This is a genomic window from Candidatus Margulisiibacteriota bacterium (genome assembly GCA_041658645.1).
Classification (GTDB): domain Bacteria; phylum Margulisbacteria; class WOR-1; order O2-12-FULL-45-9; family XYB2-FULL-48-7; genus JBAZZV01.
The window spans coordinates 1-26229 of sequence record JBAZZV010000013.1 but is presented as its reverse complement, the minus strand read 5'-3'; the positions used below and the strand labels follow the sequence as shown (position 1 = coordinate 26229).

Sequence of the window (26229 nt, the reverse complement as noted above, 5' to 3'; positions counted from 1 at the left end):
CCTCAAAGAATAGCCTCTGTCAGAGCCCACCAAATATAAAATAATTTGAAATATTCCCTTAAAATTACCGATAAATATAGGTAAATAAGAATAGAAAAATGCAAATAAATGGATTAATGACCAGAATAGCGAGTCAGGTCCGCGCCCGGAAATTTCAATTGTCCGTCGGCCTATCCATTGCCGCGCATCTGGTTGCCGTCAAGACCGGAAGCTCAATTACACCCCGAACAGTAAGTTTAGGACAGGAAAATCAGACAGTTTGTTTTGCCGTTCCCGATCTTTTGCCTAAAGGCGTTGCAGATAGTAACCAAGTTTGCCATTCAATTGTGAATGCTGCGGAAGCGCAAGATGACCTGGACCATCCGACTATTAAAGAAAATCACATTTCACCGGAAGAAGCGGTCGTCTATCGCAGAGGGTTAGACGAATATTTGGCCAAAGGGAAGGGGGCGCTGGAACAGTATGCCAGGGAAGGGAAAAGCGATCTTGATTTTGGTGAATTCTTTATCTCTTTTGAATATTACGCCCAGCATTTAGATCCAGCCGCTTATTTGATGCCGAAGGATAGTCGCGAAGAACTGTTAATGATGTACCAGCAAGATGTTGAAACTTTCGCGCCTATTGCCAGAGACGAGAGCTTAACCAGGGAAGAGAAATTCCTGCGGCTGGTGGCAATGGTGGAATCAAAGTCGGTTCCCGACCCCGGGGCGAACATAATTACTTCTTTGTTGGTGCCAGAGGGCGGACAGGAGTGCCATACAAGATCTCTTTATGAGCTTGCTATAGCTTATCATTTTAGTGGGGAGTTGCTGGAGCCGGGGGAAAAATTTATTGTGGGAAAATACGCCGGCCGGCACCATGACTTGGGCATTTATAATGAAAAAAAACAGACTGTCTTTTGGGTTAAGATGAATATGATTGAGGGAAGATGGCGGGCAAGTTTATACGATCCTCATATAGAAGTGCGATTGCATGTTGAGGAAGTTGAAAAACATGCAAGTGACAACGACCAAAGCGCCCAAAGCTACAATCAGTATTTAGTGGCCCAGGCCAATGAGAGAAATGATGCTCCAATTGGCGATCCGGGGAAATTTACGGGGCCGAAATCTCCACTGGACTTTTTTGATGATTTGCCCGGTGTTAGATCTAAGTTTTCTTTCCGAGGATATGAAGTGATTGCTAAGCGCGAATCGGCCGGTGACCAATTAAGGGAAAAGCGTTTGGCGCGGGCAAGGATTGAAGCCGCTTTACTGCCGGATTCAACCATGAAAGCGATTCGTGCCGTTGATGAATTAAGCCAAATTAATGATCTTGCCCCTGATGAGTTGGGCATGACTTTAAATCCGGACACAAATAAAATTAGTGTGTCTATAATGCACTCGAACCGGCTAAAGGATATTAGCCAATTGGCTGGTGTAACAGAAGAAATCGAAGAACTTAATTTGCTTGGGACGTCAGTCAGTGATCTTCGACCTTTGGCTGGATTAACGGGATTGCAAAACCTTGTTCTGGATAATACACAAGTTCGTGACCTTTGGCCATTGTCCGGACTAACTGGATTGCAAAAACTTTATCTGAATAATACACAGGTTAGTGACCTTCGACCCTTAGCTGGTTTAACGGGGTTACAAGTCCTTGATCTAAGTAATTTACAGGTCAGCGATCTTAGGCCTCTGGCTGGATTAACGGGGATGCAATACCTTTATTTGCTTAATACACAGGTTAGTGACCTTCGGCCTTTAGCTGGTTTAACTGGATTGCAAGACCTTGATTTGAGAAATACAAAGACACAGGTTAGTGATCTTCAATCTCTGGTCGGTTTAACTGGGCTGAAACTTATTGGGCTGAATGATATGGGAGTATATGATCTTCTTCCCTTGACCGGTTTAACTGCGTTTCCATATAATGGACGATTTGCACGCAAGTAGGTAATCTTAGCTCAATTCCACAAGGAATAATAAGTAGGGAAGAATAGAAAAATGCAAATAAATGGATTAATGACCAGAATAGCGAGTCAGGTCCGCGCCCGGAAATTTCAATTGTCCGTCGGCCTATCCATTGCCGCGCATCTGGTTGCCGTCAAGACCGGAAGCTCAATTACACCCCGAACAGTAAGTTTAGGACAGGAAAATCAGACAGTTTGTTTTGCCGTTCCCGATCTTTTGCCTAAAGGCGTTGCAGCTAGTAGCCAAGTTTGCCACTCAATTGTGAATGCCGGCGAAGAAGCTCAAGAAGACCTGGACCATCCGACTGTCAAGGATAATCCCCTTTCTCCTGCGGAAAGAGAAGCGTACAGGATCAAACGTGATGAATTCCTTAAGCAGGGAGAGAAATATCTGGATGAATTCAAGAAAACCGGTAAAACCAGCATCGATTTCGGCGCATTCCTTATTCCTTTCGAATATTACGCCCAGCGGGCGGAAGAAAAAGTTTATTTAATGCCCAATGAAAGCTTGCCGGATTTGATGCAGATCGTCAAAAATGACCTACAAGCTTTTAAGGGGACATCTGAGGATCCCCGTCTTAGCCGAGAAGAAAAGCTATTAAGTCTAATGCGAATCGTCACCTCAAAATCCACTCCGGATCCGGGAGCGGGCGTTTTACCCTCTATGCTCGTTCCGGACGGCGGGCAGGAATGCACACTTAGAACAAAATATGAATTAATTTTAGCCGACCCTTCCGCTCAGAAGTTGCTCGGGCCAAGCGAAGAGTTTGTAATATTAAAATATGCCGGCCGCCATTTCGACCTTGGCATATTTAACCGGAAAGAACAATCCTTGATACATTTGGATATAAACCAGAACATTGTGACCGCTCCGCAGAAACAATGGAAATGTAATCTATATCATCCTTTGACGTTTGTGCAAATGGGGGTTGACCAGTATCAAGGTCAAACTCCAGAGGAATTTGAAACTGCTTATAGACCATACCTAATAGCCGAGGCGAACCTAGATGCTCCAAAGCAAACAGGCGCAGTAGAGGGGCCGACTTCACCTCTAAATTTCAATTCGAAAATAAGCTCTGGCCGGGCAGGAGCGTATGATGGTCCGGATATTATAATGAGGCGTGCTCCAGCCGACGAACAGCTAAGGGAAAAGCGTTTGGCGCGGGCCGGGAAAATTACTCCGCTTGATGTCACTTTATTGCCCGATGCAACCATGAAAGCGATCGCGGTCGCCAATGAGATTGCGCGAAGTAGCGATTTTAGCACTCATGAACCTCATGAAATGGTCGTCAGTCTGATCCCAAGCACAAACAAGATTGTTGTGTCAATATTTTCTCCCCGATTCAATGATATTAGCCCATTTACTAGAGTCGCTGAAGGGATAGAAGCATTTGAATTGCTGGGGACATCAGTCAGCGATCTTCGTCCTCTGGCCGGATTTACCGGGTTGAGACATCTTAGCTTGTCTTATTCGAGACTGGTAAGTGATCTTCGCCCTCTGGCCGGATTAACTGGATTGCAAAGGCTTCATTTAGGCGACACTCAAGTAAGTGATCTTCGACCTTTAGCCGGTTTAAGTGGGTTGCAAAGGCTTGATTTGAGTAATACGCCGGTAAGTGACCTGCGACCTTTGTCCGGATTAACTGGATTGCAAGAACTTTATCTGAGTAATACAAAGGTAAGTGACCTTCGACCATTGTCTGGATTAACTGGATTGCAAAAACTTTATCTGACTAATACAAAGGTAAGTGACCTTCGACCATTGTCTGGATTAACTGGATTGCAACAGCTAACTCTGATTGGGTTTTCAAGTAGCGATCTTCGTCCCTTAGCTGGGTTAACAGGATTACGAAACCTTTGGCTGGGAAATATGTCAGTCAGTGATCTTCGACCATTGTCCGGTTTGACGGGGTTACAAGTCCTGATGATGTCAGATATGTCAGTCGGTGATCTTCAACCCTTGTCCGGTTTAACGGGGTTACGAATCCTGAAGCTGGCTAAAATTCAAAGTAGTAATCTTAATCTTCGACCATTGTCTGGTTTAACAGGGTTACAAAGCCTTGTGCTGCAAGAGATGCCAGATATTGATCTTAGCTCAATTCCAAAAGAAATAATAATGAAGATCCCATAGTAATTTGGTTTTGGTCCCGACAACGAGCTTGCCAGCTCCTATTGTGCTAAAATGACCATCAGGTCATGGCTGAAAAAGAACTTCAAACCCCCGTTCAATTCGTTAAAGGGGTCGGGCCGAAACTGGCCAATGTTTTTGCCCGGCTTGGCGTGCGCACGGTCGAAGATCTCCTCTATTATGTCCCGCGGGAATGGGAGGACCGGACCTCTCTTCCACCGATTGTCCGCCTGCGCCAGGCCGACCTGGCGGTGGTCCGGGGGGAGATCAGCCGGGTCGAGCACCAGCAGACGCGAGGCCGCTTTTCTATCCTCAAGGTCTACTTAACTGATAAGACCGCGACCATTCAGGCGGTCTTCTTTAACCAGCCTTTCCTCCAGCGGATCTTCCGCCGGGGGATGACATTGATCGTCTCCGGCCGGGTCGAATTCTCTAAATATGACGGTCTCCTCCAACTGCTGACTCGTGACTATGAAATCGACACCGGAGAAGTCTTGAAAATAGTGCCGAAATACTCTTTGACCGAAGGGCTATACCCGAAGAAACTTCGCTCGGTTATCAAGACGGTCATGGAGAAATATCTGTCGGAGGTCCGGGACGAACGGGCGCGCGTTGCCATCAAGACGCTCCACCAGCCGGAAAAGATCACCGAGATCGAGCCGGCGCGCGCTTACCTCGCCTACAGCGAACTCTTCATCTTCCAGCTCGGACTGCTCCTCCACCGCCAACAGCTCAAGACGGAGCTGCGGGGGAGGGTCTTCAAGATCGAAGAAACCGCGGTCGCGGAGTTTTGTCAGCAGCTCCCCTTTAAACTGACCGGGGCGCAAGAGCGGGTCCTGGCCGACATTTATAACGACCTGAAAGAGGGCCGGCCGATGAACCGGCTCCTGCAGGGCGATGTCGGCTCGGGGAAAACGGTCATCGCGGCGCTGGCCGCCTTTATCGCCGTCCGGAACGGCTGTCAGGCGGCGATCCTGGCGCCGACCGAGATCTTGGCCAACCAGCATTATGCCAAACTGACCGAGCTTTTCGCTCCGTTCAAGCTGAAGATCGAATTACTGACCGGAGCTACGGTGACAGACGAACTGCGGGCGGCCATCCCGGAACAGGATATCATTATCGGTACCCACGCCTTGATCGAGACGAAAATAAAGTTCCGCGATCTAGGTCTGGTGGTGATCGACGAGCAACATCGTTTTGGCGTCCACCAGCGGTCCGCCTTGACCCGCAAAGGGGTGGCGCCGCATCTTCTGGTCATGACCGCGACCCCGATCCCAAGGTCCCTCGCCCTGACCCTCTATGGCGACCTTGACCGGTCGGTCATCGACGAATTACCACCCGGCCGTGTCCCGATCCGGAGCTATTATGTCCCGGAAGGGAAGCGGGCTGGAGCGAACGATTTTATCCGTGAGAAACTGCGGGCCGGCCGCCAGGCTTACGTCGTCTGCCCGCTGGTCGAGGAATCAGATGAACTCGACCTGAAAGCGGCGTCCGATGAAGCCGATCGCCTGCAAAAAGATATCTTTCCCGAGTTCCGGGTTGGCCTGTTGCACGGCCGGATGAAGAGCGAGGATAAGGCGAAGGTGATGAAAAAATTTCTGGAAGGGAAGATCCAACTCCTGGTTTCCACGACCGTCATTGAAGTTGGGATCGATGTCGCCAATGCCACCCTGATGGTGATCGAGCATGCCGAGCGCTTTGGGCTTTCCCAGCTCCACCAACTGCGCGGCCGGATCGGCCGGGGAAGCGAAGAGTCGTATTGCTTCCTGGTCGGCAACCCGAAAACGGTCGAGGCCCGGGCCCGGCTCAAGGCGATGATCGAGACGACCGACGGCTTTGCCATCGCCGAAGCCGACCTCCGTTTGCGCGGGCCGGGGGAGATGTTTGGGGCGCGCCAGTCAGGTTTGCCAAACTTTCGGGTGGCTGATATAATACGTGACGAACAGCTTTTGACGCAGGCCAGAGCGGCCGCGCTCGAGTTGATCGAAGAGGACCCAAAAAGTGCGCGTGATCGCTGGGAAAGCCAAAGGTATTTGTTTGAAAACGCCCAAAAAAGGTTGGGGGATCCGGCCCTTAACTGACCAGGCGCGGGGGGCGTTGTTCAATATCCTGGCGGTTAAGAATGCCGAGGCCAGTTTCCTGGACGTTTTTGCCGGGACCGGCGCGGTCGGGATCGAGGCGTTGTCGCGCGGGGCGCAAACCGCTATTTTTGTCGAACTGGGCCGGCCGGCGGCCGACCTGATCCGGCAAAACTTGGCGTTGGCCGGTTGTGCCGGCCAGGCGGAAATATTCAACATGGACGCGGTCCGGGCGATCAGTTTTCTGGGCGGCAAGGGCGCGCAATTCGATATCATCTTCCTGGGCGCTCCCTACGACAACCCGGTCCTGGAAAAGGTGATGGCGCAGGTCGCCGCCGGCAATTTGCTTAAGCCGGACGGGGTGATGGTCGCCGAGCACCGGCGGCAGCACCAGTTGGCGGAGACGGTCGGTAATTTGGTCAGGATGAGGGACGCTCGTTACGGCGAAACGGTCCTCTCGTTCTATAAGGGGCAAGGATGAAAGTAGCGGTCTATCCCGGCAGTTTCGATCCGATCACCAGCGGTCATCTCGACATTATCGAGCGGGCGGCCAAGCTTTTTGACCGGGTGGTGGTGGCGGTCATCCATAATCCGGACAAGCGGCCCCGGTTCACTTTTAGCCAGCGGATGGAGATGATCCGGCAGTCGGTCCCGCACTGCCGCAACGTGTCGGTCGACAGTTTCGACGGCTTGCTGGTCGATTATGTCCGCCAGCAAAAAGGTTGCGCGGTCGTGCGCGGCCTGCGCGCCGTCTCCGATTTCGATTACGAATTCCAGATGGCCCTGACCAACCGGCGGATGGCGCCGGGGATCGAGACCGTCTTCCTGATGACCGATTACCGTTATTCCTATCTAAGTTCCAGTTTTGTCAAGCAGATCGCGCGCCATGGAGGGGATGTCACCGGCCTGGTCCCGGCCGCGGTGGCCAAACGCCTGATGAAGGATAAAAAAGGAGTTAGGTAATATGGAAATCCTCGGCTTAATTGATACGCTCGAATCGATGATCCTCGACAGTACTCGGGTCCCTTTTACCAAGAAATTACTGGTGGACGAGGAGAAGGTACTCAAATTGATCGACAAGATCCGGATAGTGGTGCAGGGGGGCGGCGGCGTCGTCCGAACGGCGATCGGCGGCAAGGGTGAAGGGCCGGCCCACCACGACGCTGAACCAAAAGCCGAACCGACCGAGAGCGACCGCCGGACGCAAAGCGAGTCTAAAGCGGTTGAAGTGATCGAACAGGCGTACCAGATGGCCAAAGAGATCCGTGAGGGAGCCGATAAGTATGCCGATGAGGTCCTGGCCAACCTCGAATCGACCTCGACCCGGGTCTTGCGTACCGTTAAAGCGGGGCGCGACCGGCTCTCCAAAACTACCCAGGCAGGCAAGCAACAGTAAATGAAACGCGCGGACAAACGGACGCCGAACCAGTTGCGGAAAACCCGCCTCACCCGCGATTACCTCAAATATCCCGCCGGCTCGGTCCTGATCGAGATGGGGGAGACCAAGGTGATCTGCACCGCCTCGATCCAGGAAAAAGTCCCCGATCACAAACGGGGTTCCGGTTCCGGCTGGGTCACGGCCGAATACGCCATGCTTCCCGGCGCGACCTCGACCCGCTCCAACCGCGAGAACTTCAAGCCGAAAGGGCGGACCCAGGAGATCCAGCGGCTGATCGGCCGCGCTCTCCGGGCGGTCATCGATGCCAAAAAACTGGGGGAGCGGACGATCTTGATCGATGCCGATGTCATTCAGGCTGACGGGGGGACCCGCACAGCGGCGATCACCGGTTGTTTCGTCGCCTTGCACGACGCGGTCAGCTTTCTGCTGAAGAACGGTAAGATCAGCGAGAGCCCGATCAAGCAGTTCGTCGCCGCGGTCAGTGTCGGCGTCGTTGACGGGACACCCTTGCTGGACCTCCCTTACGAAGAAGATTTCCGCGCCGAGGTCGACATGAACGTGGTGATGACCGAGAACGGTCAATTGGTCGAGGTGCAGGGGACGGCGGAGAGCGAGCCGTTCTCCAAGAAAACCCTTAACCAGCTGGTCGACCTGGCTGAAAAGGGGATCGCCCAGCTGATCACAATGCAAAAGAAGGTGTTGGCAGTCAAATGAAAGGCATTATATTAGCTGGCGGGACGGGGTCAAGGCTTTATCCGTTGACCAAGGTGACGAATAAGCATCTTCTGCCGGTCGGCCGTCTGCCCATGATCTATCATCCGATCAAGAAGCTGATCGAGGCGGGGATAGAGGAGATATTGATCGTCACCGGTGTCGAACACATGGGTGATATCGTTAACCTGTTGGGGAGCGGCAAGGAATTCAAGTGCCGTTTCACCTATAAAGTGCAGGATGAGGCGGGGGGGATCGCCCAGGCGCTCGGTCTGGCCGAGAACTTTACGGGTGACGATAAGATAGTTGTCATTCTGGGGGACAATATCTTCCAGGACTCTCTCCAGCCGTTCGTCAAGAAATTCGTCACCCAAAAAGAGGGGGCCCAGATCCTGGTCAAAGAAGTGGCCGATCCGCGCCGTTTCGGGGTGGTCGAGATGAAAGAAGGGAAGGTCCTCGGAATCGAAGAGAAACCGACCAAGCCCAAGAGTAATTTTGCCGTGACCGGCATCTATTTTTACGATAACCAGGTCTTTAACGTCATCCGGAAGCTGAAACCGTCCGGTCGCGGCGAGCTCGAGATCACCGATGTTAACAATGCCTACCTCCGGCAGGGGAACCTGACCTACGATACCTTGCGCGGCTGGTGGAGCGATGCCGGGACCTTTGAATCGCTGGAGCGGGTGACGATGATGATCGAAGGGAAGGCTAAGTGACGAAATATCTGGTGACCGGCGGCGCCGGTTTTATCGGCAGCAACTTTATCCGTTACCTCCTGAACACCCGGCCGGAGGCGGAGGTCATTAATTTTGACAAGCTGACCTACGCCGGCAATCTGGAAAACCTGGCTGACGTGGCCAATGACCACCGTTACTCCTTCGTTAAAGGTGATATTTGCGACGGGAAGGTGGTTGAAGAGACGGTCGCCCGTCTCGGCTGTGACGGGGTGGTCGTCAACTTCGCGGCGGAGACCCACGTTGACCGCTCGATCGTCTCGGCCGGCTCGTTCGTTAAGACCGACGTTTACGGCACTTATACCTTGCTGGAAGCGGTCAAAAAGTTCAAGGTCGCCCGCTACCTCCATATCTCGACCGATGAGGTCTACGGGAGTACCGAACACGGTTCCTTCACGGAAGAGTCGACCCTCCAGCCTAATTCCCCTTATGCCGCCTCCAAAGCCGGAGGAGATCTGATCGTCCGCTCATATTTCAAGACTTATGGTCTGCCGGTCGTGGTCACCCGTTCCTCGAACAATTACGGCCCGTACCAGTATCCGGAAAAAGTGATGCCGCTTTTTATCACCAATGCGCTGGAGGGGAAAAAGCTCCCCCTCTATGGAGATGGGAAGAACGTCCGCGATTGGTTATACGTGGTCGATAACTGCGAGGCGATCGACCTGGTCCTGCAAAAAGGGAAAGAAGGCGAAGTCTATAATATCGGCGGCGGGAACGAACACCAGAATATAGAAGTGACGAAACTGATCCTGAAAGCACTCGGTTTGCCGGAGAGCACGATCGAATACGTCAAGGACCGGCCGGGCCACGACCGGCGCTACTCGGTCGATTGCAGTAAGGTCAAGAAACTCGGCTGGCACCCGCGCACCGGCTTCGCGGATGGTTTAACCCGGACGGTCAATTGGTATAAAGACAATCAAAGCTGGTGGCAGAAGATCAAGACCAAACAGAAAGAATTCCTCGAGTTCCAGCAACAGTGGTATTCTAAGTAGTCTACTGCGCTTGGACCGCGGTGATCGCCGTGATGTTGACGATATCGTCGACGCTGCAACCCCGCGAGAGGTCGTTGACCGCCCTAGCTTCCCCCTGTAACAGCGGCCCGAAAGCCTGCGCCTTGGCCAAACGCTCGGTCAGTTTATAACCGATATTGCCGGCGTCGAGGTCGGGGAAGATCAGGATGTTGGCCCGGCCGGCGACCAGGCTCCCCGGGGCCTTCCGCTCGCCGATCGAGGGGATAATGGCGGCATCGAGCTGGAGTTCCCCGTCTAATATCAGATCCGGCCGTTTTTGTTTGGCCAGCCTGGTGGCGGTGACGACTTTATCGACATCGGGATGGACGGCCGAGGTCTTGGTCGAGAAAGAGAGCATGGCGATCCGCGGCTGGATCCCCATAAGTTTAATGAATGATTCCGAGGTTTGGATAGCGATGTCGGCCAGCTGTTCGGCGCTGGGGTTGGGGACAACGCCGCAATCGGCGTAGAACAACACGCCATCCTCACCATAGGTCTTATCCGGCAGGACCATGACAAAGAAGCTGGAGATGATCGATTGGCCCGCGGCCCGGCCAACGCAGTCAATCGTCGCCCGGAGGGTGTCGGCGGTATAGTGGGTCGCTCCGGTGACCATCCCGTCCGCTTCCCCGGCGTCGACCAGCATGGCGCCAAAGTAGGGGTAGTCGCGGGTCAAATGCTGTCTGGCCTGCTCGATCGTCATCCCTTTACTGGCCCGCTTATCCTTTAAAACCTGGATATATTTATCGAGCTTCTGATGTTTCAGCGGGTCGATGATGGTCGTCTGGGAGAGGTCAACGTCTCCGGCGCCGGCGACATCCTTCATTTTTGCCTCTTCACCGATCAGGATGATCCGGGCGAGCTTGCTCCGGCTGATCAGTTCGGCCGCTTTGAGAACGCGGGCATCTTCGGTCTCGGGGAGGACGATCGTCTTGTTAAGTTTCTTGGCCTTGTTCCAGATGTCGTTGATGAAATCCATGACGAGTCTATTCTACCACAAGCTCATATTTCCGGCTACCGAGGCCGAGCGACTCCCCGTAATTGAGCTGCACCTGCCAGTCAACGTCGGGATAGAGCGAGTGAAAGATGTCCCGGCCGGCGGCTTGATTGACCAGATCGATCGAGGCCTGGTCGATCGCGACCGGATCGAACGAGGCTAGAATGCCGACGTCGGGGACGATCGGCGCGGAGTTGAGCGGGTAACAATCGCAATTCTCCGAAACATCGGTGACAAAAGTGAGATAGGCGGTCTTTCCTTTGAACTGCTCTAATATCCCGGCGGCATATTCGGCCATTCTCTCCTGGACCGACTCGGGCGAACCGAACCAGCACGCTTCGATCGTCTGGTTCTTGCGGCAACTCTTGATCTCGGGGCAGTTGGGACAATCCTGGTGCATTTTTAGCTTGCCTAATTTGCTGCCTAACCCCATGCCGGCGTTTTTCAAAGCGCCGCCAAAGCCAGTTGCTTCATGTCCCTTGAAATGGGTCAGGACGACCAGGCTTTTAGCCGTAAAAACTTTTGGCGCGACATAAAGTTTCTTGAAGTGTTTAAAATTGACCGTCAGCTCCCGGCCGCGGTAATCGCCCGGTTCATCGGCGATCACCACTTCCGCGCCGGTCTTCTCCAGCGTATAACCATGCTCGCGGGCCGTTTCCAGATGGCTGGCATTGTCGTTCCTGCGGCCATGGTAGAGGGTGTTGGCGTCGGTGAAGAAAGGCCTCCCACCGAGCTGTTTGATCCGGGCGACGACTGTTTTGACCCGCTCCGGCTTAATGAACGCTTTATTTCCCGGTTCACCGAAGTGGATTTTCAGGGCGACGAGGTCGCCGGGGGTGATCACGGTGCCTAAACCGGCGCGGTCAAACAATTCCGCGGCTTTATCCGGCGACTTGGTGAAAAAGACCTGGCTCATTGGTCTTTAGCTAGTTCTGCGACCTTCTTATGGAAATCCAGGGCGTTCTTTACTTCTTGAATATCCTGCCAGGTCAGCCATTTCGGTTTCCCTTTTTCCTTGGAGGGGTTACGCAGGAGATAGGCGGGATGAAAGAGGGGCATAACCGAGATGTCGGACCCCGGGAGCTTGAGCCACTGGCCGCGGAGCTTGGTCATCGGTTCGTCGGACTTGAGGATCGCCTTGACCGCCGGAGCGCCGGCCAGGAGGATGATCTTTGGTTTGACGAGCCTGATCTGCGCCTGGAGGTAGGGGGAGCAGGCGGCCTGTTCTGTCGCCAGCGGCGCCCGGTTATCCGGCGGGCGGCATTTGACGGTGTTGGCGATATAGATGTTATCGGGGCGCTTGATCCCGACCGAAGCGAGGATCTGGGTCAGCAGTTGTCCGGACCGGCCGACAAAAGGCAAACCTTGTTCATCCTCATCCGCCCCGGGGGCTTCCCCGATCAGCATCAGGTCGCAAGGGACGGGGCCGTTGCCAAAAACGACGTTGGTCCGGCCTTTGGCCAGCGGACATTTGGTGCATTTTTCGGCCAGGGCTTTTACTTCCGCGTAGGGGAGATTTGATAACTCGGTTTCATTTGAAAAGAGATCCATGCAAGAATTCTATCATTTTTGTTAAAAGGAAACAAAAAAATATAGGTTAGTAAGGGATCCTGATGTTAAATGGGAGATTGGAGGGAGTCTTAACAACTAATGAATTGACGGCAAAATACAGGATCGGCGGGAAAAATTCGCTTCGATAGAAGAGACTTGTATGGTAAGGATGCATAGCATCTCTGACTTGCTGGGAATCAAGGCCGATCGGCCGATTGATGTAGACTTCCTGATAATTCCTTGGCCGGTCACCGGCCAGATTGATGCACCATTGGTACATGAAATTGATCTGGGCGTGGGCGCAGGCCAGGGCGATCAGTCCTTTAAAGGCGTCCTGCGGACCGATCGGATGGATCGGCTGCATAACGTTAAAACAGAGCTTGGTCAAGTCATTTTCAATTTCCAGTGAATTAAAACCGGTTTTTAAAGTGAATTGCATACCGCCGGGGAGCGTTTTTAGCGGATCGGGATAGTCGGCCAGAATCTGGTTGAACCTCTGGAATTCATCATAGGAATGAATCGAAGCGGCCAGGCCGGCGGTGGTGAAGATATGGTCATACTTTTTCTGGGCCGCCAGCGCCATGACGATCACCCTTTTGGCCTGCTCGGTCGGTGTGTCGCCGCTGGGGTTAAATTTCAAGGCCTTGGTCTGGCGGCGGCGTATCAGGTCCTGCGCGCGGCGATTGGCCAAGCGCAGGTCCGCTTCCGAATATTGTTCTAATCTTGGCAAGTAAAACACGACTCTGTTTGACATGGCAACTCCCGGGTAATCGTCGAAGAAAACAGGCAGGTAATTTCAGGCTATTTTTTTTGCCAGGCCGGGATCTCTGGCGGGAGGAAATCTGCCTTAGGGGTGGCAAAACGCGCCGGATGGTATTTGCTGCTCAACCAGACCAGGGCGGTCCGGAACGCCGCGACGAGATCGGACGGCTTGACGTTCCGGCTGTCCGTCCGGTAAGCGATCAGGACCGCTTCGGCCCAGTTCAGCCCGCGTTCTTCAAGTTCTTTGGCGTCGCGGGGATGGGGGAGGTCGGCTTCCCCCGATTGGTGGATCGCGTGGTCGTATTTTTTGGCTTCGGCGCTGACCTCTTCGGGGGACATTTGACGGAATTGTTCGATCGCCGTTTCCAACTCTGTTTTTGCCGGCAAGGGATGGGGAGCAAGGATTATCGCTCTAAGAAGGTCGCGCCATTGTTCGTCTAATTTTTGAATAGCGATATTGCCATTGATAACGTCGATCGATCCCCGCTCAAGCCTGACAGTGACCTGGTTTGGTTGAAAAGGAGCCGCGGCGATAGTGATCACACTTCCGCCGGAGAGTATCTCTCCCGCCCGGAGGACGAGATAGACTTTCTCGAAACGTGGGATGATCGCCGCTTGGTAAAGCTCATATTTGGCCGGGTCGCCGATCATTTGCAAAGCGGAGAGATTCGCATTTAAAAATTGTCCCAGGTCGAGCTCGCCGTTCGGGGCCAGTGCCAGGAAATTCTCGACCAGCCGGTCACTGCCGACCAGGCCGGCCGAAACGGCAAAAGCGGTTTCTTGAACATATTCATTTACGACCGCTCTGGCTTGCCGGACGATCTCATCCCGGCCGAGGCTATCAACCCTGTTCATTGCCGGAGAGAGAAGTTTCATGAGCGGTCCATTCTTCATTATGCCGTCAAAAATATCGAGCATTGCTTTGCCGGTCGAAGTCGCCCGCTCAAAAAAACGCGCGGCCAGCCGGTTCAGCAGCAGTCTCTCGGTCATTTCATGACGACCGACCGGGGCCTCAAATTGACCGGTGCCGTGAATAGTTGAATTAATGACCCTTGGTATCCTCATATTTTCCCTCTGGTTATATATCGTAAAAAATCAGCAAAAATTTCAACTAGTGGATATTCAGTTTGTACCGGGTCGCCCGGCTTTCCCCTTCTTTCATGACCAGGCCGCTTTTGATCAGGGGGGTCAAGATCTGGTTGACCCGGGCCCTGGTTACGTTAAGCTGGTCCTTGAATTCGGCGACCCGCAGGGCGGGATTGTCCCGCAGGATCCGCAGCACCTCTTCCTGTTTGGGCGACAAATTGACCGGGTAAGAAGCCGTGACTTGCAGGCCCTCGATCCGCGCTTTGACGTTTTTCAAGGTTTTGACCACGCCTTCGGCGACATATTCGATCCAATGGGTCAGGTTGCCGTCCAGGGCGCGGGCCTGCTGGAGTTTTTGATAGTAGCGCTGCCGGTTGCCGGCAAAGTATTCATCGAGGCTGAAAATATGGTGCAGGTCGTAGTCCCGTTGATAGAGGATCAGCGTCCCCAGCGCCCGGGCCAGGCGGCCGTTACCGTCCGAGAAGGGGTGGATGGAGACGAAACGGTGATGGAAGAGGGCGCAGACCAGGATGCTGTGTAATTGCCTTGTCTCGTGATTGTTCAGCCAGTCCAGCAATTCTTCAACCGCTTGGGGAGTTTCTTTGGGCGAAGTCGGCGAGAAAACCTTGATCTTGTTCTCGTCGACCACCCAGTTCTGTTTTTCTTTATAGCGGCCGGACTTTGAGCTGTCGAGCAGTCCCCGGGTGATGATCTTGTGAAGCTGTAAAACGGCGTTCTCATCAAGTTTATTATCCGCTCCGGTTTCGATCCAGCGCATGGCTTTGAGATAATTGGCGACTTCCTGCTCCTGCGTTTGCGCCGCGCCGATCGGCTCGCCGCGCTCGACGGCGCGGACCTGGGCCAGGGTCAGGACGTTACCTTCGATCGAGGTCGAGAAATGCGCGGTCTTGGCGCGCGCCTCTTTTTGCAGTACCGGCAGCCAGGCCACTTGCAGAGGCGCCAGCTCGATCCAGGCGCGCAGGGCGCTGGTCTCGTCGATCAGGTTCAGCATATATGGTGTGATTTTATACATCGGATCGAACATAAGACACTAGTATAGCAAAGCGTCAAGTAAGCGTCAAGGGGTGCGTCAAGCCGGATCAAGAACACGGAAAATACTGGTAATATTAAGTGAAATTACCGGATCTTTGAGACGAAATTGATCCGGAGGGATGATTATGAATATCAGAAAAATTAGTTCGGTTGTGACACTGGTCCTGACCGGTTCGCTGGCCGGTTGCCAGGCGAAGAGCCCGGTTCTTCGTCAAACGCCGACCGCACCGGTTGCTCCGGCTAAAGAGACGGTTTGGCCGCCTAATTATGCGTTGTTTCAAAGGAGCGTCACTCACGCTTGGACCGGAGCCAGGAGCTATGGTTGTTTCGGTATAGCGGAACAGGTCGAGATCGATTATCGCGGCAACGAAGCCCAGCTAACCACGGTCCTGCATCAGTCCCTGATCAAAGCCCGACAAGATTATATTAACAAATGTTTATCACCCGGCATCGAGATGGACAAAATAAAACCCGAAGACGCCGTCTATGAGAGGGTCGACAAAAACAGCGGGCAGATGCTTTACGGGGCCGTGATCGGGCCGACCGCGCAGGTCATCGACAGCACGGTGATGGTCTACTGGTGCGGCAAAACTATTTACATCACGGTGATCGCCTCCGATGCCGAGAAAGTAATCCGGGACCCGGAGAAGGTGAATTACGGCACGATCAGCTGTAACGTGTTGTCTCCCACCGTGCCGCTGATCGATTTCCGGCGCTAAAAAAATGAGCGCTATTCGTCGGCTGCTGGGTGCCATCGGGGCCGATATTAACCGAACTCGGCAAGATCGATCCCGAGCTGGCAAAAGAAATAGCTAAGTTTTTGCAAGCAAAGGGCGAGTAAGTCCCCGGCGCACTACGAAACGCGCCTCTCATCCGCAGTCCGCGTTCCGCTCCTCAAGTTGACACCAAAATCGGCCAAACTGCCTGAAATTTTCTTCCGCTCTCTCCGATAATAAATCATGCTTGTATTGGGCCTTAAAGCAAAAATCGCATATCTCGATCTGACCAGCAAGGCGAGAATACAAAGGCCCCACGTGTCGGGCTATGTCAGCGGTGATTCACCCGCTACTGACCTGCTTGCGGTTGTTGACAACGCCGGCAAGGTTGCGGGCTGCGTTAACCGCAGCGACGCCCATGCCAACGGCATCCGCCATGCGACCGTCCATTTGCTGCTCTTTAACTCTCGGGGCAACCTGCTTGTCCAAATGAGAAGCCCGAAAAAAGACGGATCGCCGGGCAAATTGAGCCAGTCTGTTGGCGGGCATGTTCCTTTTGGTCTTGCGCCGACAAAAGTGTTGGAGAAAGAAGCTTTTGAAGAATTGGGCGTTAGGACAGAATGCCTCAAATTAGTAATAACCCATCCAACCTATCTCTATAGCTCGAACGGCGGAAAGAACCAAGAACTTGTGTCTCTCTTTACCGGTAACTATGACGGCCCGGTCTATCCGAACTATACAGAAGTCGCCTGGGCCGCCTTCTTCGGCCTTGCCGGGCTTAATGCCTTATACAAATCGGAACCGGCCAAGTTTGCTCCAAGTTTTATTGAAGACCTGCGGCACATGGAGTTGTTGACAGCCTAAGGGCCCAGCTTCTACGAAACGTGCCTCCCATCCGCATGCCGCATAACGCTCCCTAAGTTGACACCAAAAGATGGGGGTGGGAGAATACATCTATAATTGATGAATATATTAATAACCAAATCGTTTATTAAGGGGTGATAGTAATGAATGCAGACAAAATTAGAAAGCTTAGAACGGTAATTAATGAATGCCTAAGAGTTCAACAAAATAGCGATCACCAAATTCCATACATAGACAGTGGTAATACGCTAGATGATGTAATGGCGCGACAGAATCATGTTATTTTTGGCAGACGTGGGTGCGGCAAAACCCTTCTATTAAATGAGTCAGCTAAGCGCCTATTGAAAATTCCAAGCATCAAAACTATATACTTAAATTGTGAAGATTTTAAGAAGCATTCATTCCCTAATGTTTTGATAGAAATATTGGACAGTTTATTTGGGACGCTTGAGCAGAACCTTTCAGGATGGTTTGGCAGGAAAAAGAGATCGCGCGAACTTATTACTGGTATTCGAAAACAACTTTATGAATTAAAAAGGAAGCAGGACGAAAGAGAGTCTGATGTGCGCGAGAAAGAAGCTACCAAAACGCAGGTCAACCAAAAGATTCAGGCTGGGATAGGGGCCCAAGTAGGTATGAGTAAATTAGGTTTTGAGGCATTAGATGATTCCTTGTCTGATACAACCCAAGAAAAAGAACTGCATTACAAAATAAATGAAAATAAGATGCATGAATTAAACAATTGGTTGCCAGAACTTAAGCGCCAAATAAAAGAGTTTTTCAAGCTGTCAAAATCGGTGGACGCTATATTTTTACAGATTGATGATTTTTATCATTTAAGAAGAGTTGATCAACCATTGGTTATTGATTTTATTCATAGATTATGTAAGGATCTCCCTTTATTTTTTAAATTGGCTACACTGCGTCATGGTAGTACATTATATATTGATAGTAATGGACAACCGGTCGGAGCCCAAGAGAGGCATGATTATCAACCAATTGACATTGATTTTACTTTTACTAATTTTTCTAGAACCGTTGAACAAAATCGCAGAATATTGCAACAATTTGGTAGTTTAGCTGGGTTTACACCTCAGGATATTAATAATCTTTTTAAAGGGAATGGATTCGAGAGGCTTGTCTTGGCTGGGGGAGGGGTCCCTCGTGATTGTCTATCATTATTCCTTGAGGTTTTAGAAAAAGTTAAATCTGAAAACGAGGACGGACAAATCGGTAAAGACGATGTTAGAATATTGAGCCGATCTAACTTTGAAAGAAGAATTGAGGAATTAAAACAGGATTCTGAGGGGGATGAACAAAAAGCGTTGATAAGCGGAATTTATGCGTTGCGTCAGTTTTGTATTGCAAAAAAGACAAACATAATTATTGTGTCTGAAGCGACCTTGCAAAAAGAAGATAAAATTCGTAATCTGCTCTATCGCCTATTGGATTACCGTATTATTCACATTGCTGGCACAGCGTTAACTCATAAATCTCAGCCTGGGACATACCATGCATTTGTTATTGATATTGGCTGTTATGCATTTATGCGTGTGCTCGAAGGTCGTTTTAATGAAATTGATTTAGGTGATACTGAGGCAAAAGAGAAGATGAGATCCGCGCCAATTTTGGACAAGGAGTTGAATGCTATTTGGCAAACTATTCCAGTGGATGCTGAGGCGGCTCTTAAAACACAAGAAAACAATTAAATATTACGCTATAGATATTTATCTGTATGACAACCCCCAACAACGCCCAAATTCCACCTCAGCCACCCAAGCCCGATCCCGCGCTTAAGCGACTTAATAGATAGTCGAGTAATTGAGTCGTTAAATAGGATATCAAGGTTCTCCAATTCTCAGCCGCACAGTTTTATATTATAATAACATAAGGAGATATCCATGAAACACAAACATATCAAGCAAAAAGTCTGCGAAAGCTATGGAGCCATTGCTAAGACGGGGAGTTCCTGCTGTGGATATGCAATTCAGCTTTCTACTTTAGCTTCCCATTTTGTCCATTGAGGGTTGGTTGGCGCGCCGAAATCCATCTGGGCGTAAAAACGCTTTGCGTGCAGGTTGTGATCATGAACGCAATATTTAATAGTTCTGGTTCCCGATCCTTTGGCAACATTATATAGTGCAATGAGCGCCGCGCCGCCTTTTCCCAGTATCCTTGATGTGAGACGGCTCAATTCCATACGGCCCTCGTGGATATTAAAATTGAGATTGAAAACTTCAGAGCCCTTTGCCGCAGGATCGTAAAGACTTGGAGAAAAGTCGGTCTTAAACGGCGAGGCCTTTAGAAGGACATAAGTTTTGACCGCACCTTGCGAAAAATAAATGCCGATCGACCAATCCTTAAAAGCTGAACCAAGATGCGAAATGACCAGAGCGGCTAATTCGGCGTTGTCATACCCTCCAGAGTGAAATAGCTGGAAACGATTGCCGCCCAGTTCAAATCTATCCAAACGATTATGAGCCCGCGCTTGCTCCAAACTAATTGTCCGTCCTTGCGCCGCCTCACAAGCACGTTGGGCAAGAGGTGTTCTTCGATTTAGATTTAAACCTCGCATAAATTGAGCTGTCCCGACATTAAATCTGGGATCAAATTGAAATGACATATTGTTTGATAATTTATCGGGGAATATTGCTGGGTATTTCAGGGTTTATAGTATAATGTCCTTGAGGAACTAATAAATGAAATCAAAACATATAAAGCAGAAAGTCCGCGAAAGCTACGGGGCGATTGCCAAAGCCGGGAGTTCCTGCTGTGGTCCGGCGCAGTCGTGTTCTTGTGGGAGCGGCTACTCTGATAAGGATATCTCTTCCGTGCCGGAAGGGGCCAATCTTGGCCTCGGTTGCGGCAATCCGATCGCTCTGGCCTCGATCAAATCAGGTGAGACTGTACTCGACCTCGGTTCCGGCCCCGGCTTTGATAGTTTCCTCGCCGCGAAAAAGGTTGGCAAAAAAGGCCAGGTCATCGGCGTCGATATGACACCGGAAATGGTAGAGAAGGCGAGGCAGAATGTACGCAAAGGGAAGTATACTAATGTTGAATTCCGATTAGGCGAGATCGAACATTTGCCGGTAGCATGCAATTCGGTCGATATCGTTATCTCGAATTGCGTCATCAACCTTTCGACGGACAAAGAAAAGGTCTTTAAAGAGGCCTTTCGCGTTCTCAAACCGGGCGGCCGGTTGATGGTTTCCGATATCGTCCTCCTAAAAGCATTGCCGGCGTCTGTAAAGAATTCAAAAGAAGCATACGTCGGCTGTATCGCCGGCGCGATCATGAAAAAAGATTATATCGGCTTGGCGAAGAAAGCCGGGTTCAAAAAGCTAAAAGTCGTGGACGAGGTCCCTTTCGCTCAATATGCCGCCAGCATTAAATTGGCCGGAACGAAATAATTATTTTGCTGTCGCTTCCGGCGAAGGCAGGCTGAGCCTGAAGACCTTTTGCCGCTGCGGGAAACAACTTGTCAATTATCAGGGTTGCATTCTCCAAATAGCTTAAGGTATAATCGCCGCATGGCAGAACAGGACGAAACGCCAGGTATGCCGGAAAATCAGGAGTTGCAGGCTCTGGTCAGTAAATTCAGGTTGAATAAAGGGGGAACGGTTAGAATGTTCAATGGAGTAGCCACGCTGATATTTTTTGCTTTATTTCTTGGCGGGACTATCTTTGCTTTTTCTTCGTACATGGCGACCGGCAGCGCGCTGGTCTTCTCGCTGCTCGAATTCGCCTTCTTCGTCTTTGCCTGGATCATTTCTTCCGCCGCGCGCATTGCTGCCCAGTGGGAAAAAGGACTGGTCTTCAGGCTGGGTAAATTCAACGGTCTCCGCGGCCCGGGTTTGTTCCTGATCATCCCCGTTATCGATACGGTGGCGATGGTCGACACGCGCATCCAAACCCTCGATATCCCCAAACAACAGGTCATAACAAAAGATAACGTCCCGGTCTCGATCAACGCGGTCCTCTACGTCAAGGTGGTCGAGCCGGCGGACGCGATCATCAAGGTCCAGGATTATACCTATGCCGTCACCAATTACGCCCAGGCGACCCTGCGCGACGTGATTGGCGGGATGACGCTGGACGAATTGCTGGCCGAAAGACAAAAGATCGGGGAAGAGATCGAAAAGATCGTCCTGGCCGAGAGCAAGAACTGGGGACTCGAGATCACCAATATCAAGATGCAGGACATCGATATGCCGGAAGATCTGAAAAAAATGATGTCGCGCCAGGCTTCGGCGGAAAGGGAAAAACGGGCCAACATCACCAAGGCGGAAGGGGACAAGCTGGCCGCAGTCAACCTCGCGGAAGCGGCCAAGACGATGTTCTCCAGCCCCGGCGCGATGCAACTTCGGTCCCTGCAGACGATCGACGGCCTTGGTCCCTCCGCCTCCAATACTGTCGTGCTCGCGGTGCCGCTGGAGCTAATGGAAGCGGTCCGGGCTTTTGCCGGTTCATTGAAAAAAGAATAACTACTCATGCAGGTCAAGCTTTTCGATACCACTTTGCGCGATGGCGCCCAGACCGAGGGGATATCGTTTTCCCTGGAAGACAAGCTGAAAATAGCCAAACTCCTCGATGAGCTCGGGGTCCACTACATCGAGGGGGGCTGGCCGGGATCGAACCCGAAAGATATCGAATTTTTTAAGGCGATCAAGGACGTTAAGCTCAAGAACGCGCAGATCGTTGCTTTTTCCTCGACCAGGCGGCCCAAGGTTAAGGTTGAAGACGATAAAAATATCCAAACACTGCTGGCGGCAGCAACCCCGGTCGTGTCGATTTTCGGCAAAACCTGGGATTTTCACGTGACCGACGCGCTCAAGACGACGCTGGAAGAAAATCTGCTGATGATCAAAGAGACGGTCGCTTACGCCAAGCAAGCCGGCAAAGAGGTCGTTTTCGACGCCGAACATTTTTTTGACGGTTACAAAGCCAACAAAGAATACGCCTTGCAAGTATTGAAGACGGCGGAAGAGGCGGGGGCGGACATTCTCTGTCTCTGTGATACCAATGGCGGCACGCTGGCTTTCCAGACCGAGATCATCCTGAACGAGGTCAAAACCAAAATAAAAGTTCCCTTTGGCATCCATGCCCATAACGATTCCGACTGCGCGGTCTCGGTCTCCGGCATGGCGGTCTATTGCGGTTGCACTCACGTCCAGGGGACGATCAACGGCTACGGCGAGCGCTGCGGCAACGCCAACCTCTGTTCGATCATCCCGATCCTCAAGCTAAAAATGAAGATCGACTGCGTGACCGACGCCCAGCTTGAAAGATTGACCGAGATTTCGCGCCATGTCGCCGAGATCGCCAACCTGCCGCAATCGGCGCACCAGCCGTTCGTCGGCCGCTCGGCCTTTTCCCATAAAGGGGGGATCCACGTCAGCGCGGTCGTCAAGAACCCGGGGACCTATGAACATGTCAAACCAGAGCTGGTCGGCAACGAGAGAAGAGTGACGATCTCGGAACTCTCCGGTGTCAGCAATTTGCTGGTCAAAGCCGAAGAGTACGGCATCGATCTCAAGAAAGAATCGAAAGAGACCAAAGCGCTGATCAAAACGCTCAAAGAGCTGGAGAACCAGGGTTATTCTTTTGAAGAGGGAGAAGCTTCATTCGAGCTTTTAGTCAGACGCGCGCTGGGTGAGTTCAAGCCGTTCTTTGCGCTGGAAGATTTTAATATTCAGACCGCCAAAGAAGGGGGGGGAGCGACGCAGAGCACCGCCCATCTTAAGATCAAAATCAAAGACAAGCTCTTTGACGCGGTCGGCGAGGGGGATGGACCGGTCAACGCGCTCGACGCGGCCCTGCGCAAGGTGCTGGAAAATATTTATCCCGATCTGAAGACGATGAAGTTGACCGATTATAAGGTCAGGGTCCTGAATAGTGAAGCCGGTACCGCCGCCAGAGTGCGCGTCATTATTGAATCGGCCGATGAAAAGAACGTTTGGAATACGGTTGGAGTTTCAACTAACGTTATTGAAGCGAGCTGGCTGGCGCTGGTTGATTCGATCGAATATAAACTGCTGAAAAAATAATATTCCGCGGCTACAAGAAATATCCCGCCGCGCTGATGAAATAATAGATCATGTCGGTAATCTTCATTTGGCCCAGGGCGACCAGCCGGTAAAACTGCTCCGGCGTCGACCAGCGGACGCGCTTCTCGATCAATTCAAAGACCGCATCCTCTTTTTCGGCCCGCTCGAGCGGCTGAAGACTGATATCGAATATCAAAAAATCCGGGACCGGTTGGCCCTTTTGCGCGGCGGCCGCGAGCGCGCGCTTGATCATCCGGCGGCCGATATCGACCTGCTGCTTTTCCGGCCGGGCCGCGACGTAGCGCCTGATCCGGTCGAGATTGTCCGGCTCCTGTAACAGCGCGTAAAGATCGTGGCCGGCGAAGTTGCGGGCCAGGGTGAGGGCGACCGACTGGCCGGTGAACCAGTTGCTTTCTGCCGCCAGCTCCGTTCCGGCATACGACTGTTCGTCCAATTTGGCCTCGCTCAATGTCAGCGCGAACCCCGGCTTGATCGTCGCGGCCAGGTCGAACCAACTCCCGTGCTGATAAACCCAGGGATTGAAGATGCGCGGATTGGACCGCTTATCCGGACCGGTGACCGTGACGCTGACCCGCCGGACCCCCGGGAGCCGCTGCATGATCCGCCGGCGTCCTGCGCGGTCGGCCAACTGGACTTGTTCTAAAACATCGGTGCCGAGGAGCGGCGAAGTAAAAGCAGTCAGGCCGGTCGGCGTGAAAACGTGGGGCGCGATCCCGAGGCGATTGACCTCCGCCATTTTAGAGCCGGCGATCCTCGTCCGGAAAGAAAGATCGTTGTTGCCGAACTCGTCGTGCAGCGCCTGGTAGGCGCTGGGCTTGGTGTAGCGGATAAAATCGCGGCTGCGGGCCGTGAGGAGGGGAAAACGGCCGGACAGCGCCGCCGTCAGGACGGCTCGGGCGGCATAGCAATCTTTTGCCGAACCGACGATCACGTCGAAAAAGGCGAGATCGCGTGCTTTGAGCGGGAAGTCATCATAAGTAAAACGAGCGCTGTCACGAATTGCGGAAAGCTGGTCGAACTCATAAAGCGTATTCGCCTGCCTGATACTCTGGTCGACCTCCCGTTTTTGCCGGTCGCGCTCCATCCGCCATTTCAGCAGCATCTCGTACGGAGTACGGAGGGAGATATTAACCGTCGTACCCGGCACGGCCGGCTGCAGAGCGCCGGCGATCAACTCCCGGATCGCGGCCAGATCGGTCCGCCCGGCCCGGTTGGCTAAAGCGGCGGAAAAATGTGTATACTCATCCGGTAGAGCGATCGCCAAGGCCTTATTGGCGACGTCGAGCGCCATTTCCCTGGCGCCGACCACCGTCGTCGCCAGCGGATAGACGAGTTCGTCGATAAAACGGTAATGATAAAAAATACTCTCCGGTTTCATGCCCCGGCAGGTGGCAAAATAGTCATAGAGGTCGGCCAGCTTGAGATAGGACGCTTCGGCGTACTGCATGGTCGATTTGATGAACAGCGGCTCGTAGCGCCCGGCTTGCTGCAGCTTGGTCTCGTACTTGCTCGTTTTCAAGTTGGTCAGCGAAGCGACGATCCCGCGGACACGGGCGCCGAAGAGCTCTTCGATCTGGTCGAGCGTGAGGTTGGTGTCTTCGACCGTGTCGTGCAGCCAGGCGGCGGCGTAAGCCTGCCAGCCGAGATATGGGACGTCATCTTTGGTCAGGCGCTCTATTATTCGGAGCATATGATAAACGTATAGCTCGCCTAGCTCGCCCTTACGCAGCATAGGCAGTCCCTTTTTTTCTCCGGCGGCATGGATATGGGCAGTAATAGCGAGTTCCGCTGCGGCGTAAAACCGGCCGGTCCGGAAATCGCTAAGACAACCGGCCCGGGCCGCTTTGTCCCGCAGGGCCTGCGTGAGCCGCTGCGCCCGGTCAAAAAACCCGGTGTTTTGCAGATAACGCGTTTGTCCCAGGACGTCGCGCGACGTCCGGATCAACCGCCCCAGGGTGCAGGTCGGGCCGTTTTTTTTGTTTCTTTCAATTAACGGGAGTAACATGAGTGATCAAAATAATGTCGGCAGTTCGGACGGGGGATTTCAAACGATTTCGGGCTGGCGTTAGTGGATTCGATCGAATACAAGCTGATGTCGGGCAGGCAAGTTAAGCGGCTAACTGTTCGGCCGTTTCGATCTGATTCCTGCCGTTTTCTTTGGCCCGGTAAAGAGCACTGTCGGCGCGGCTGATCAGATTTTCCGAAACCTCGTCCTTATTAAGAATGGCGATCCCACCGCTTATCGTTACAGTGATCTGTTTTCCTTTACTGTTAAGTTGGAGAGCTTCCACCGCGGCCCTTATTTTTTCAGCCACAATCTTGGCGCCTGATATTTGAGTATCTGGCAAGATGACTACAAATTCTTCTCCGCCATATCGAAAAGGGATGTCCGCCGATCTTAAGGTGTTTTTAATTGTCGTAGCCACTTCGAACAAGACTTTGTCACCCACTGAATGCCCGAAACAATCGTTTATTTTTTTGAAATAATCAATATCAAATATTATGAGCGAGAGAGGCTGATCATATCTGACGGCAGTACTAATTGCTTGGCTAAGCGCGATATCACCAAAACCGCGGTTATAAAGTTGCGTCAAAGCGTCTGTTTGACCTAATTTTTCCGCCGCTTCAGCCCGGCGTATCAATTGCTTCGCTTGAGCATTCAGCGCTAAAATTGTCGCTTGGGCTTGTTCAAGTTCGGTCCCTAATCTAGCAACTTCCGCTATCAGAGGCTGGCTTGAGGGTGTGTCCGGCTCAATAACACGTATAGCTAGTCTGGCTAATTTATCAGTGATTGGGTTGCCGATATTTCCAGATGACCGAGTAGTCAGGTGTTTGGCTAAAGCTTTGGGGTGGCCGTTCAGCAGCTTTCTGACGGCGCTTTGACCGTAATTTGCCAACAATTTAAGAGTCATTCTAGATAATCTTTCGGTGATCATGTTTCACTCACTTCCGTATATATATCGTAAGAACTGGGGTAAAATTGCAGTTTTTTTGTAACTATTTTGGGCTATATACCCACATCGTGTGCAGGATTTTGGGGGGCGGGGTTGGGGCTACGCTGATCAAATCCTCAAGAAACTACGTAAAAAGATGAAAATCAAAGAAGTATTAGCCAGGCTGCTGGCAG

At 52.1% G+C, this 26229-nt stretch carries 24 protein-coding genes; 15 read left to right on the top strand and 9 right to left on the bottom strand.

The genetic code is table 11. The features are described 5' to 3' along the window. Nucleotides 1–116: 116 nt before the first annotated feature. The 9 genes from WC903_08745 to rfbB all read left to right on the top strand — a co-directional run bounded on the left by WC903_08745 (nucleotide 117) and on the right by rfbB (nucleotide 9987). Nucleotides 117–1928 carry a leucine-rich repeat domain-containing protein gene (locus WC903_08745; protein ID MFA5894031.1) on the top strand — a complete coding sequence of 604 codons (1812 nt, stop codon included), beginning with the start codon at nucleotides 117–119 and terminating at the stop codon, nucleotides 1926–1928. 51 nt (nucleotides 1929–1979) lie between these two features. Continuing rightward, on the top strand, nucleotides 1980–4076 hold the full coding sequence (locus WC903_08740; GenBank protein MFA5894030.1) for a leucine-rich repeat domain-containing protein: 2097 nt from the start codon (nucleotides 1980–1982) through the stop codon (nucleotides 4074–4076). A gap of 65 nt (nucleotides 4077–4141) precedes the next feature. Beyond that, entirely contained in the window at nucleotides 4142–6154 is a 2013-nt protein-coding gene (recG, locus tag WC903_08735) for an ATP-dependent DNA helicase RecG (protein ID MFA5894029.1), read from the top strand. Continuing rightward, nucleotides 6111–6632 carry a 16S rRNA (guanine(966)-N(2))-methyltransferase RsmD gene (gene rsmD, locus WC903_08730; protein MFA5894028.1) on the top strand — a complete coding sequence of 174 codons (522 nt, stop codon included), beginning with the start codon at nucleotides 6111–6113 and terminating at the stop codon, nucleotides 6630–6632. Before recG ends, rsmD begins: the two co-directional genes overlap by 44 nt. After that, nucleotides 6629–7114 carry a pantetheine-phosphate adenylyltransferase gene (gene coaD / locus WC903_08725; GenBank protein ID MFA5894027.1) on the top strand — a complete coding sequence of 162 codons (486 nt, stop codon included), beginning with the start codon at nucleotides 6629–6631 and terminating at the stop codon, nucleotides 7112–7114. The genes rsmD and coaD overlap by 4 nt, the downstream gene beginning before the upstream one ends. 1 nt (nucleotide 7115) lies before the next feature. Then, nucleotides 7116–7547, top strand: coding sequence for a hypothetical protein (locus WC903_08720; GenBank protein ID MFA5894026.1), 432 nt, complete (start codon nucleotides 7116–7118; stop codon nucleotides 7545–7547). Beyond that, a complete protein-coding gene (gene rph / locus WC903_08715) occupies nucleotides 7548–8264 on the top strand; it encodes a ribonuclease PH (GenBank protein MFA5894025.1) in 717 nt (238 codons plus the stop codon). Continuing rightward, nucleotides 8261–8977, top strand: coding sequence for a sugar phosphate nucleotidyltransferase (locus WC903_08710; protein ID MFA5894024.1), 717 nt, complete (start codon nucleotides 8261–8263; stop codon nucleotides 8975–8977). Before rph ends, WC903_08710 begins: the two co-directional genes overlap by 4 nt. Then, nucleotides 8974–9987, top strand: a complete 1014-nt coding sequence (gene rfbB, locus WC903_08705) for a dTDP-glucose 4,6-dehydratase (protein ID MFA5894023.1) — start codon at nucleotides 8974–8976, stop codon at nucleotides 9985–9987. The genes WC903_08710 and rfbB overlap by 4 nt, the downstream gene beginning before the upstream one ends. A 1-nt stretch (nucleotide 9988) precedes the next feature. Here rfbB and pta read toward each other — a convergent pair whose 3' ends face one another. Genes pta through WC903_08675 form a run of 6 tightly spaced genes read right to left on the bottom strand, consistent with a single transcriptional unit; the run spans nucleotide 9989 to nucleotide 15434 of the window. After that, complete coding sequence (gene pta / locus WC903_08700) at nucleotides 9989–10984, bottom strand: phosphate acetyltransferase (protein MFA5894022.1); 996 nt, start codon at nucleotides 10982–10984, stop codon at nucleotides 9989–9991. A 7-nt stretch (nucleotides 10985–10991) separates the two neighbouring features. Continuing rightward, entirely contained in the window at nucleotides 10992–11918 is a 927-nt protein-coding gene (locus WC903_08695; protein ID MFA5894021.1) for a DUF362 domain-containing protein, read from the bottom strand. Further along, nucleotides 11915–12553, bottom strand: coding sequence for a uracil-DNA glycosylase (locus WC903_08690; GenBank protein MFA5894020.1), 639 nt, complete (start codon nucleotides 12551–12553; stop codon nucleotides 11915–11917). Before WC903_08690 ends, WC903_08695 begins: the two co-directional genes overlap by 4 nt. A 46-nt stretch (nucleotides 12554–12599) precedes the next feature. Further along, nucleotides 12600–13307, bottom strand: coding sequence for a hypothetical protein (locus tag WC903_08685; protein ID MFA5894019.1), 708 nt, complete (start codon nucleotides 13305–13307; stop codon nucleotides 12600–12602). 47 nt (nucleotides 13308–13354) lie between these two features. Next, entirely contained in the window at nucleotides 13355–14380 is a 1026-nt protein-coding gene (locus tag WC903_08680) for a hypothetical protein (GenBank protein ID MFA5894018.1), read from the bottom strand. 46 nt (nucleotides 14381–14426) lie between these two features. Beyond that, the gene (locus WC903_08675) at nucleotides 14427–15434 is read right to left on the bottom strand and encodes a Fic family protein (GenBank protein ID MFA5894017.1); all 1008 of its coding nucleotides are present in this window, start codon (nucleotides 15432–15434) and stop codon (nucleotides 14427–14429) included. Nucleotides 15435–15579: 145 nt separating this feature from the next. On the opposite strand from WC903_08675, the gene WC903_08670 reads away from it, so the two are divergent. The 3 genes from WC903_08670 to WC903_08660 all read left to right on the top strand — a co-directional run bounded on the left by WC903_08670 (nucleotide 15580) and on the right by WC903_08660 (nucleotide 18743). After that, nucleotides 15580–16173 carry a hypothetical protein gene (locus tag WC903_08670; GenBank protein ID MFA5894016.1) on the top strand — a complete coding sequence of 198 codons (594 nt, stop codon included), beginning with the start codon at nucleotides 15580–15582 and terminating at the stop codon, nucleotides 16171–16173. Nucleotides 16174–16413: 240 nt separating this feature from the next. Then, complete coding sequence (locus WC903_08665) at nucleotides 16414–17034, top strand: NUDIX domain-containing protein (GenBank protein MFA5894015.1); 621 nt, start codon at nucleotides 16414–16416, stop codon at nucleotides 17032–17034. A 143-nt stretch (nucleotides 17035–17177) separates the two neighbouring features. After that, nucleotides 17178–18743: a hypothetical protein gene (locus WC903_08660; protein MFA5894014.1), complete on the top strand. Its 1566-nt coding sequence runs from the start codon at nucleotides 17178–17180 to the stop codon at nucleotides 18741–18743. A 278-nt stretch (nucleotides 18744–19021) separates the two neighbouring features. On the opposite strand, the gene WC903_08655 is transcribed toward WC903_08660, so the two are convergent. Beyond that, the gene (locus tag WC903_08655) at nucleotides 19022–19657 is read right to left on the bottom strand and encodes a hypothetical protein (GenBank protein ID MFA5894013.1); all 636 of its coding nucleotides are present in this window, start codon (nucleotides 19655–19657) and stop codon (nucleotides 19022–19024) included. A 76-nt stretch (nucleotides 19658–19733) separates the two neighbouring features. Here WC903_08655 and arsM point away from each other — a divergent pair, with 76 nt between their 5' ends. From arsM to cimA, 3 genes are all read left to right on the top strand, one after another. Then, nucleotides 19734–20444, top strand: coding sequence for an arsenite methyltransferase (arsM, locus tag WC903_08650; GenBank protein MFA5894012.1), 711 nt, complete (start codon nucleotides 19734–19736; stop codon nucleotides 20442–20444). A 120-nt stretch (nucleotides 20445–20564) separates the two neighbouring features. Then, nucleotides 20565–21518, top strand: coding sequence for an SPFH domain-containing protein (locus tag WC903_08645; GenBank protein ID MFA5894011.1), 954 nt, complete (start codon nucleotides 20565–20567; stop codon nucleotides 21516–21518). Nucleotides 21519–21524: 6 nt separating this feature from the next. Then, complete coding sequence (gene cimA / locus WC903_08640; GenBank protein ID MFA5894010.1) at nucleotides 21525–23081, top strand: citramalate synthase; 1557 nt, start codon at nucleotides 21525–21527, stop codon at nucleotides 23079–23081. Nucleotides 23082–23091: 10 nt separating this feature from the next. Here the strand turns inward: cimA and WC903_08635 are convergent, their stop codons facing one another. Beyond that, nucleotides 23092–25107: a hypothetical protein gene (locus tag WC903_08635; protein MFA5894009.1), complete on the bottom strand. Its 2016-nt coding sequence runs from the start codon at nucleotides 25105–25107 to the stop codon at nucleotides 23092–23094. A 103-nt stretch (nucleotides 25108–25210) separates the two neighbouring features. Further along, entirely contained in the window at nucleotides 25211–26038 is an 828-nt protein-coding gene (locus WC903_08630) for a GGDEF domain-containing protein (protein ID MFA5894008.1), read from the bottom strand. Between the last annotated feature and the right edge of the window lie 191 nt (nucleotides 26039–26229).

Excerpts from the sequence above, each read along its gene's own strand:
- WC903_08655 (MFA5894013.1), bottom strand. The coding sequence starts at position 19,657 with ATGTCATTTCAATTTGATCCCAGATTTAATGTCGGGACAGCTCAATTT.
- pta (MFA5894022.1), bottom strand. The coding sequence starts at position 10,984 with ATGGATTTCATCAACGACATCTGGAACAAGGCCAAGAAACTTAACAAG.
- WC903_08675 (MFA5894017.1), bottom strand. The coding sequence starts at position 15,434 with ATGTATAAAATCACACCATATATGCTGAACCTGATCGACGAGACCAGC.
- WC903_08720 (MFA5894026.1), top strand. The coding sequence starts at position 7,116 with ATGGAAATCCTCGGCTTAATTGATACGCTCGAATCGATGATCCTCGAC.
- WC903_08740 (MFA5894030.1), top strand. The coding sequence starts at position 1,980 with ATGCAAATAAATGGATTAATGACCAGAATAGCGAGTCAGGTCCGCGCC.
- WC903_08710 (MFA5894024.1), top strand. The coding sequence starts at position 8,261 with ATGAAAGGCATTATATTAGCTGGCGGGACGGGGTCAAGGCTTTATCCG.
- WC903_08745 (MFA5894031.1), top strand. The coding sequence starts at position 117 with ATGACCAGAATAGCGAGTCAGGTCCGCGCCCGGAAATTTCAATTGTCC.
- WC903_08690 (MFA5894020.1), bottom strand. The coding sequence starts at position 12,553 with ATGGATCTCTTTTCAAATGAAACCGAGTTATCAAATCTCCCCTACGCG.
- WC903_08685 (MFA5894019.1), bottom strand. The coding sequence starts at position 13,307 with ATGTCAAACAGAGTCGTGTTTTACTTGCCAAGATTAGAACAATATTCG.
- arsM (MFA5894012.1), top strand. The coding sequence starts at position 19,734 with ATGAAATCAAAACATATAAAGCAGAAAGTCCGCGAAAGCTACGGGGCG.
- WC903_08680 (MFA5894018.1), bottom strand. The coding sequence starts at position 14,380 with ATGAGGATACCAAGGGTCATTAATTCAACTATTCACGGCACCGGTCAA.
- WC903_08635 (MFA5894009.1), bottom strand. The coding sequence starts at position 25,107 with ATGTTACTCCCGTTAATTGAAAGAAACAAAAAAAACGGCCCGACCTGC.
- rph (MFA5894025.1), top strand. The coding sequence starts at position 7,548 with ATGAAACGCGCGGACAAACGGACGCCGAACCAGTTGCGGAAAACCCGC.
- WC903_08645 (MFA5894011.1), top strand. The coding sequence starts at position 20,565 with ATGGCAGAACAGGACGAAACGCCAGGTATGCCGGAAAATCAGGAGTTG.
- cimA (MFA5894010.1), top strand. The coding sequence starts at position 21,525 with ATGCAGGTCAAGCTTTTCGATACCACTTTGCGCGATGGCGCCCAGACC.
- WC903_08670 (MFA5894016.1), top strand. The coding sequence starts at position 15,580 with ATGAATATCAGAAAAATTAGTTCGGTTGTGACACTGGTCCTGACCGGT.
- coaD (MFA5894027.1), top strand. The coding sequence starts at position 6,629 with ATGAAAGTAGCGGTCTATCCCGGCAGTTTCGATCCGATCACCAGCGGT.
- recG (MFA5894029.1), top strand. The coding sequence starts at position 4,142 with ATGGCTGAAAAAGAACTTCAAACCCCCGTTCAATTCGTTAAAGGGGTC.
- WC903_08660 (MFA5894014.1), top strand. The coding sequence starts at position 17,178 with ATGAATGCAGACAAAATTAGAAAGCTTAGAACGGTAATTAATGAATGC.
- WC903_08630 (MFA5894008.1), bottom strand. The coding sequence starts at position 26,038 with ATGATCACCGAAAGATTATCTAGAATGACTCTTAAATTGTTGGCAAAT.
- WC903_08665 (MFA5894015.1), top strand. The coding sequence starts at position 16,414 with ATGCTTGTATTGGGCCTTAAAGCAAAAATCGCATATCTCGATCTGACC.
- WC903_08695 (MFA5894021.1), bottom strand. The coding sequence starts at position 11,918 with ATGAGCCAGGTCTTTTTCACCAAGTCGCCGGATAAAGCCGCGGAATTG.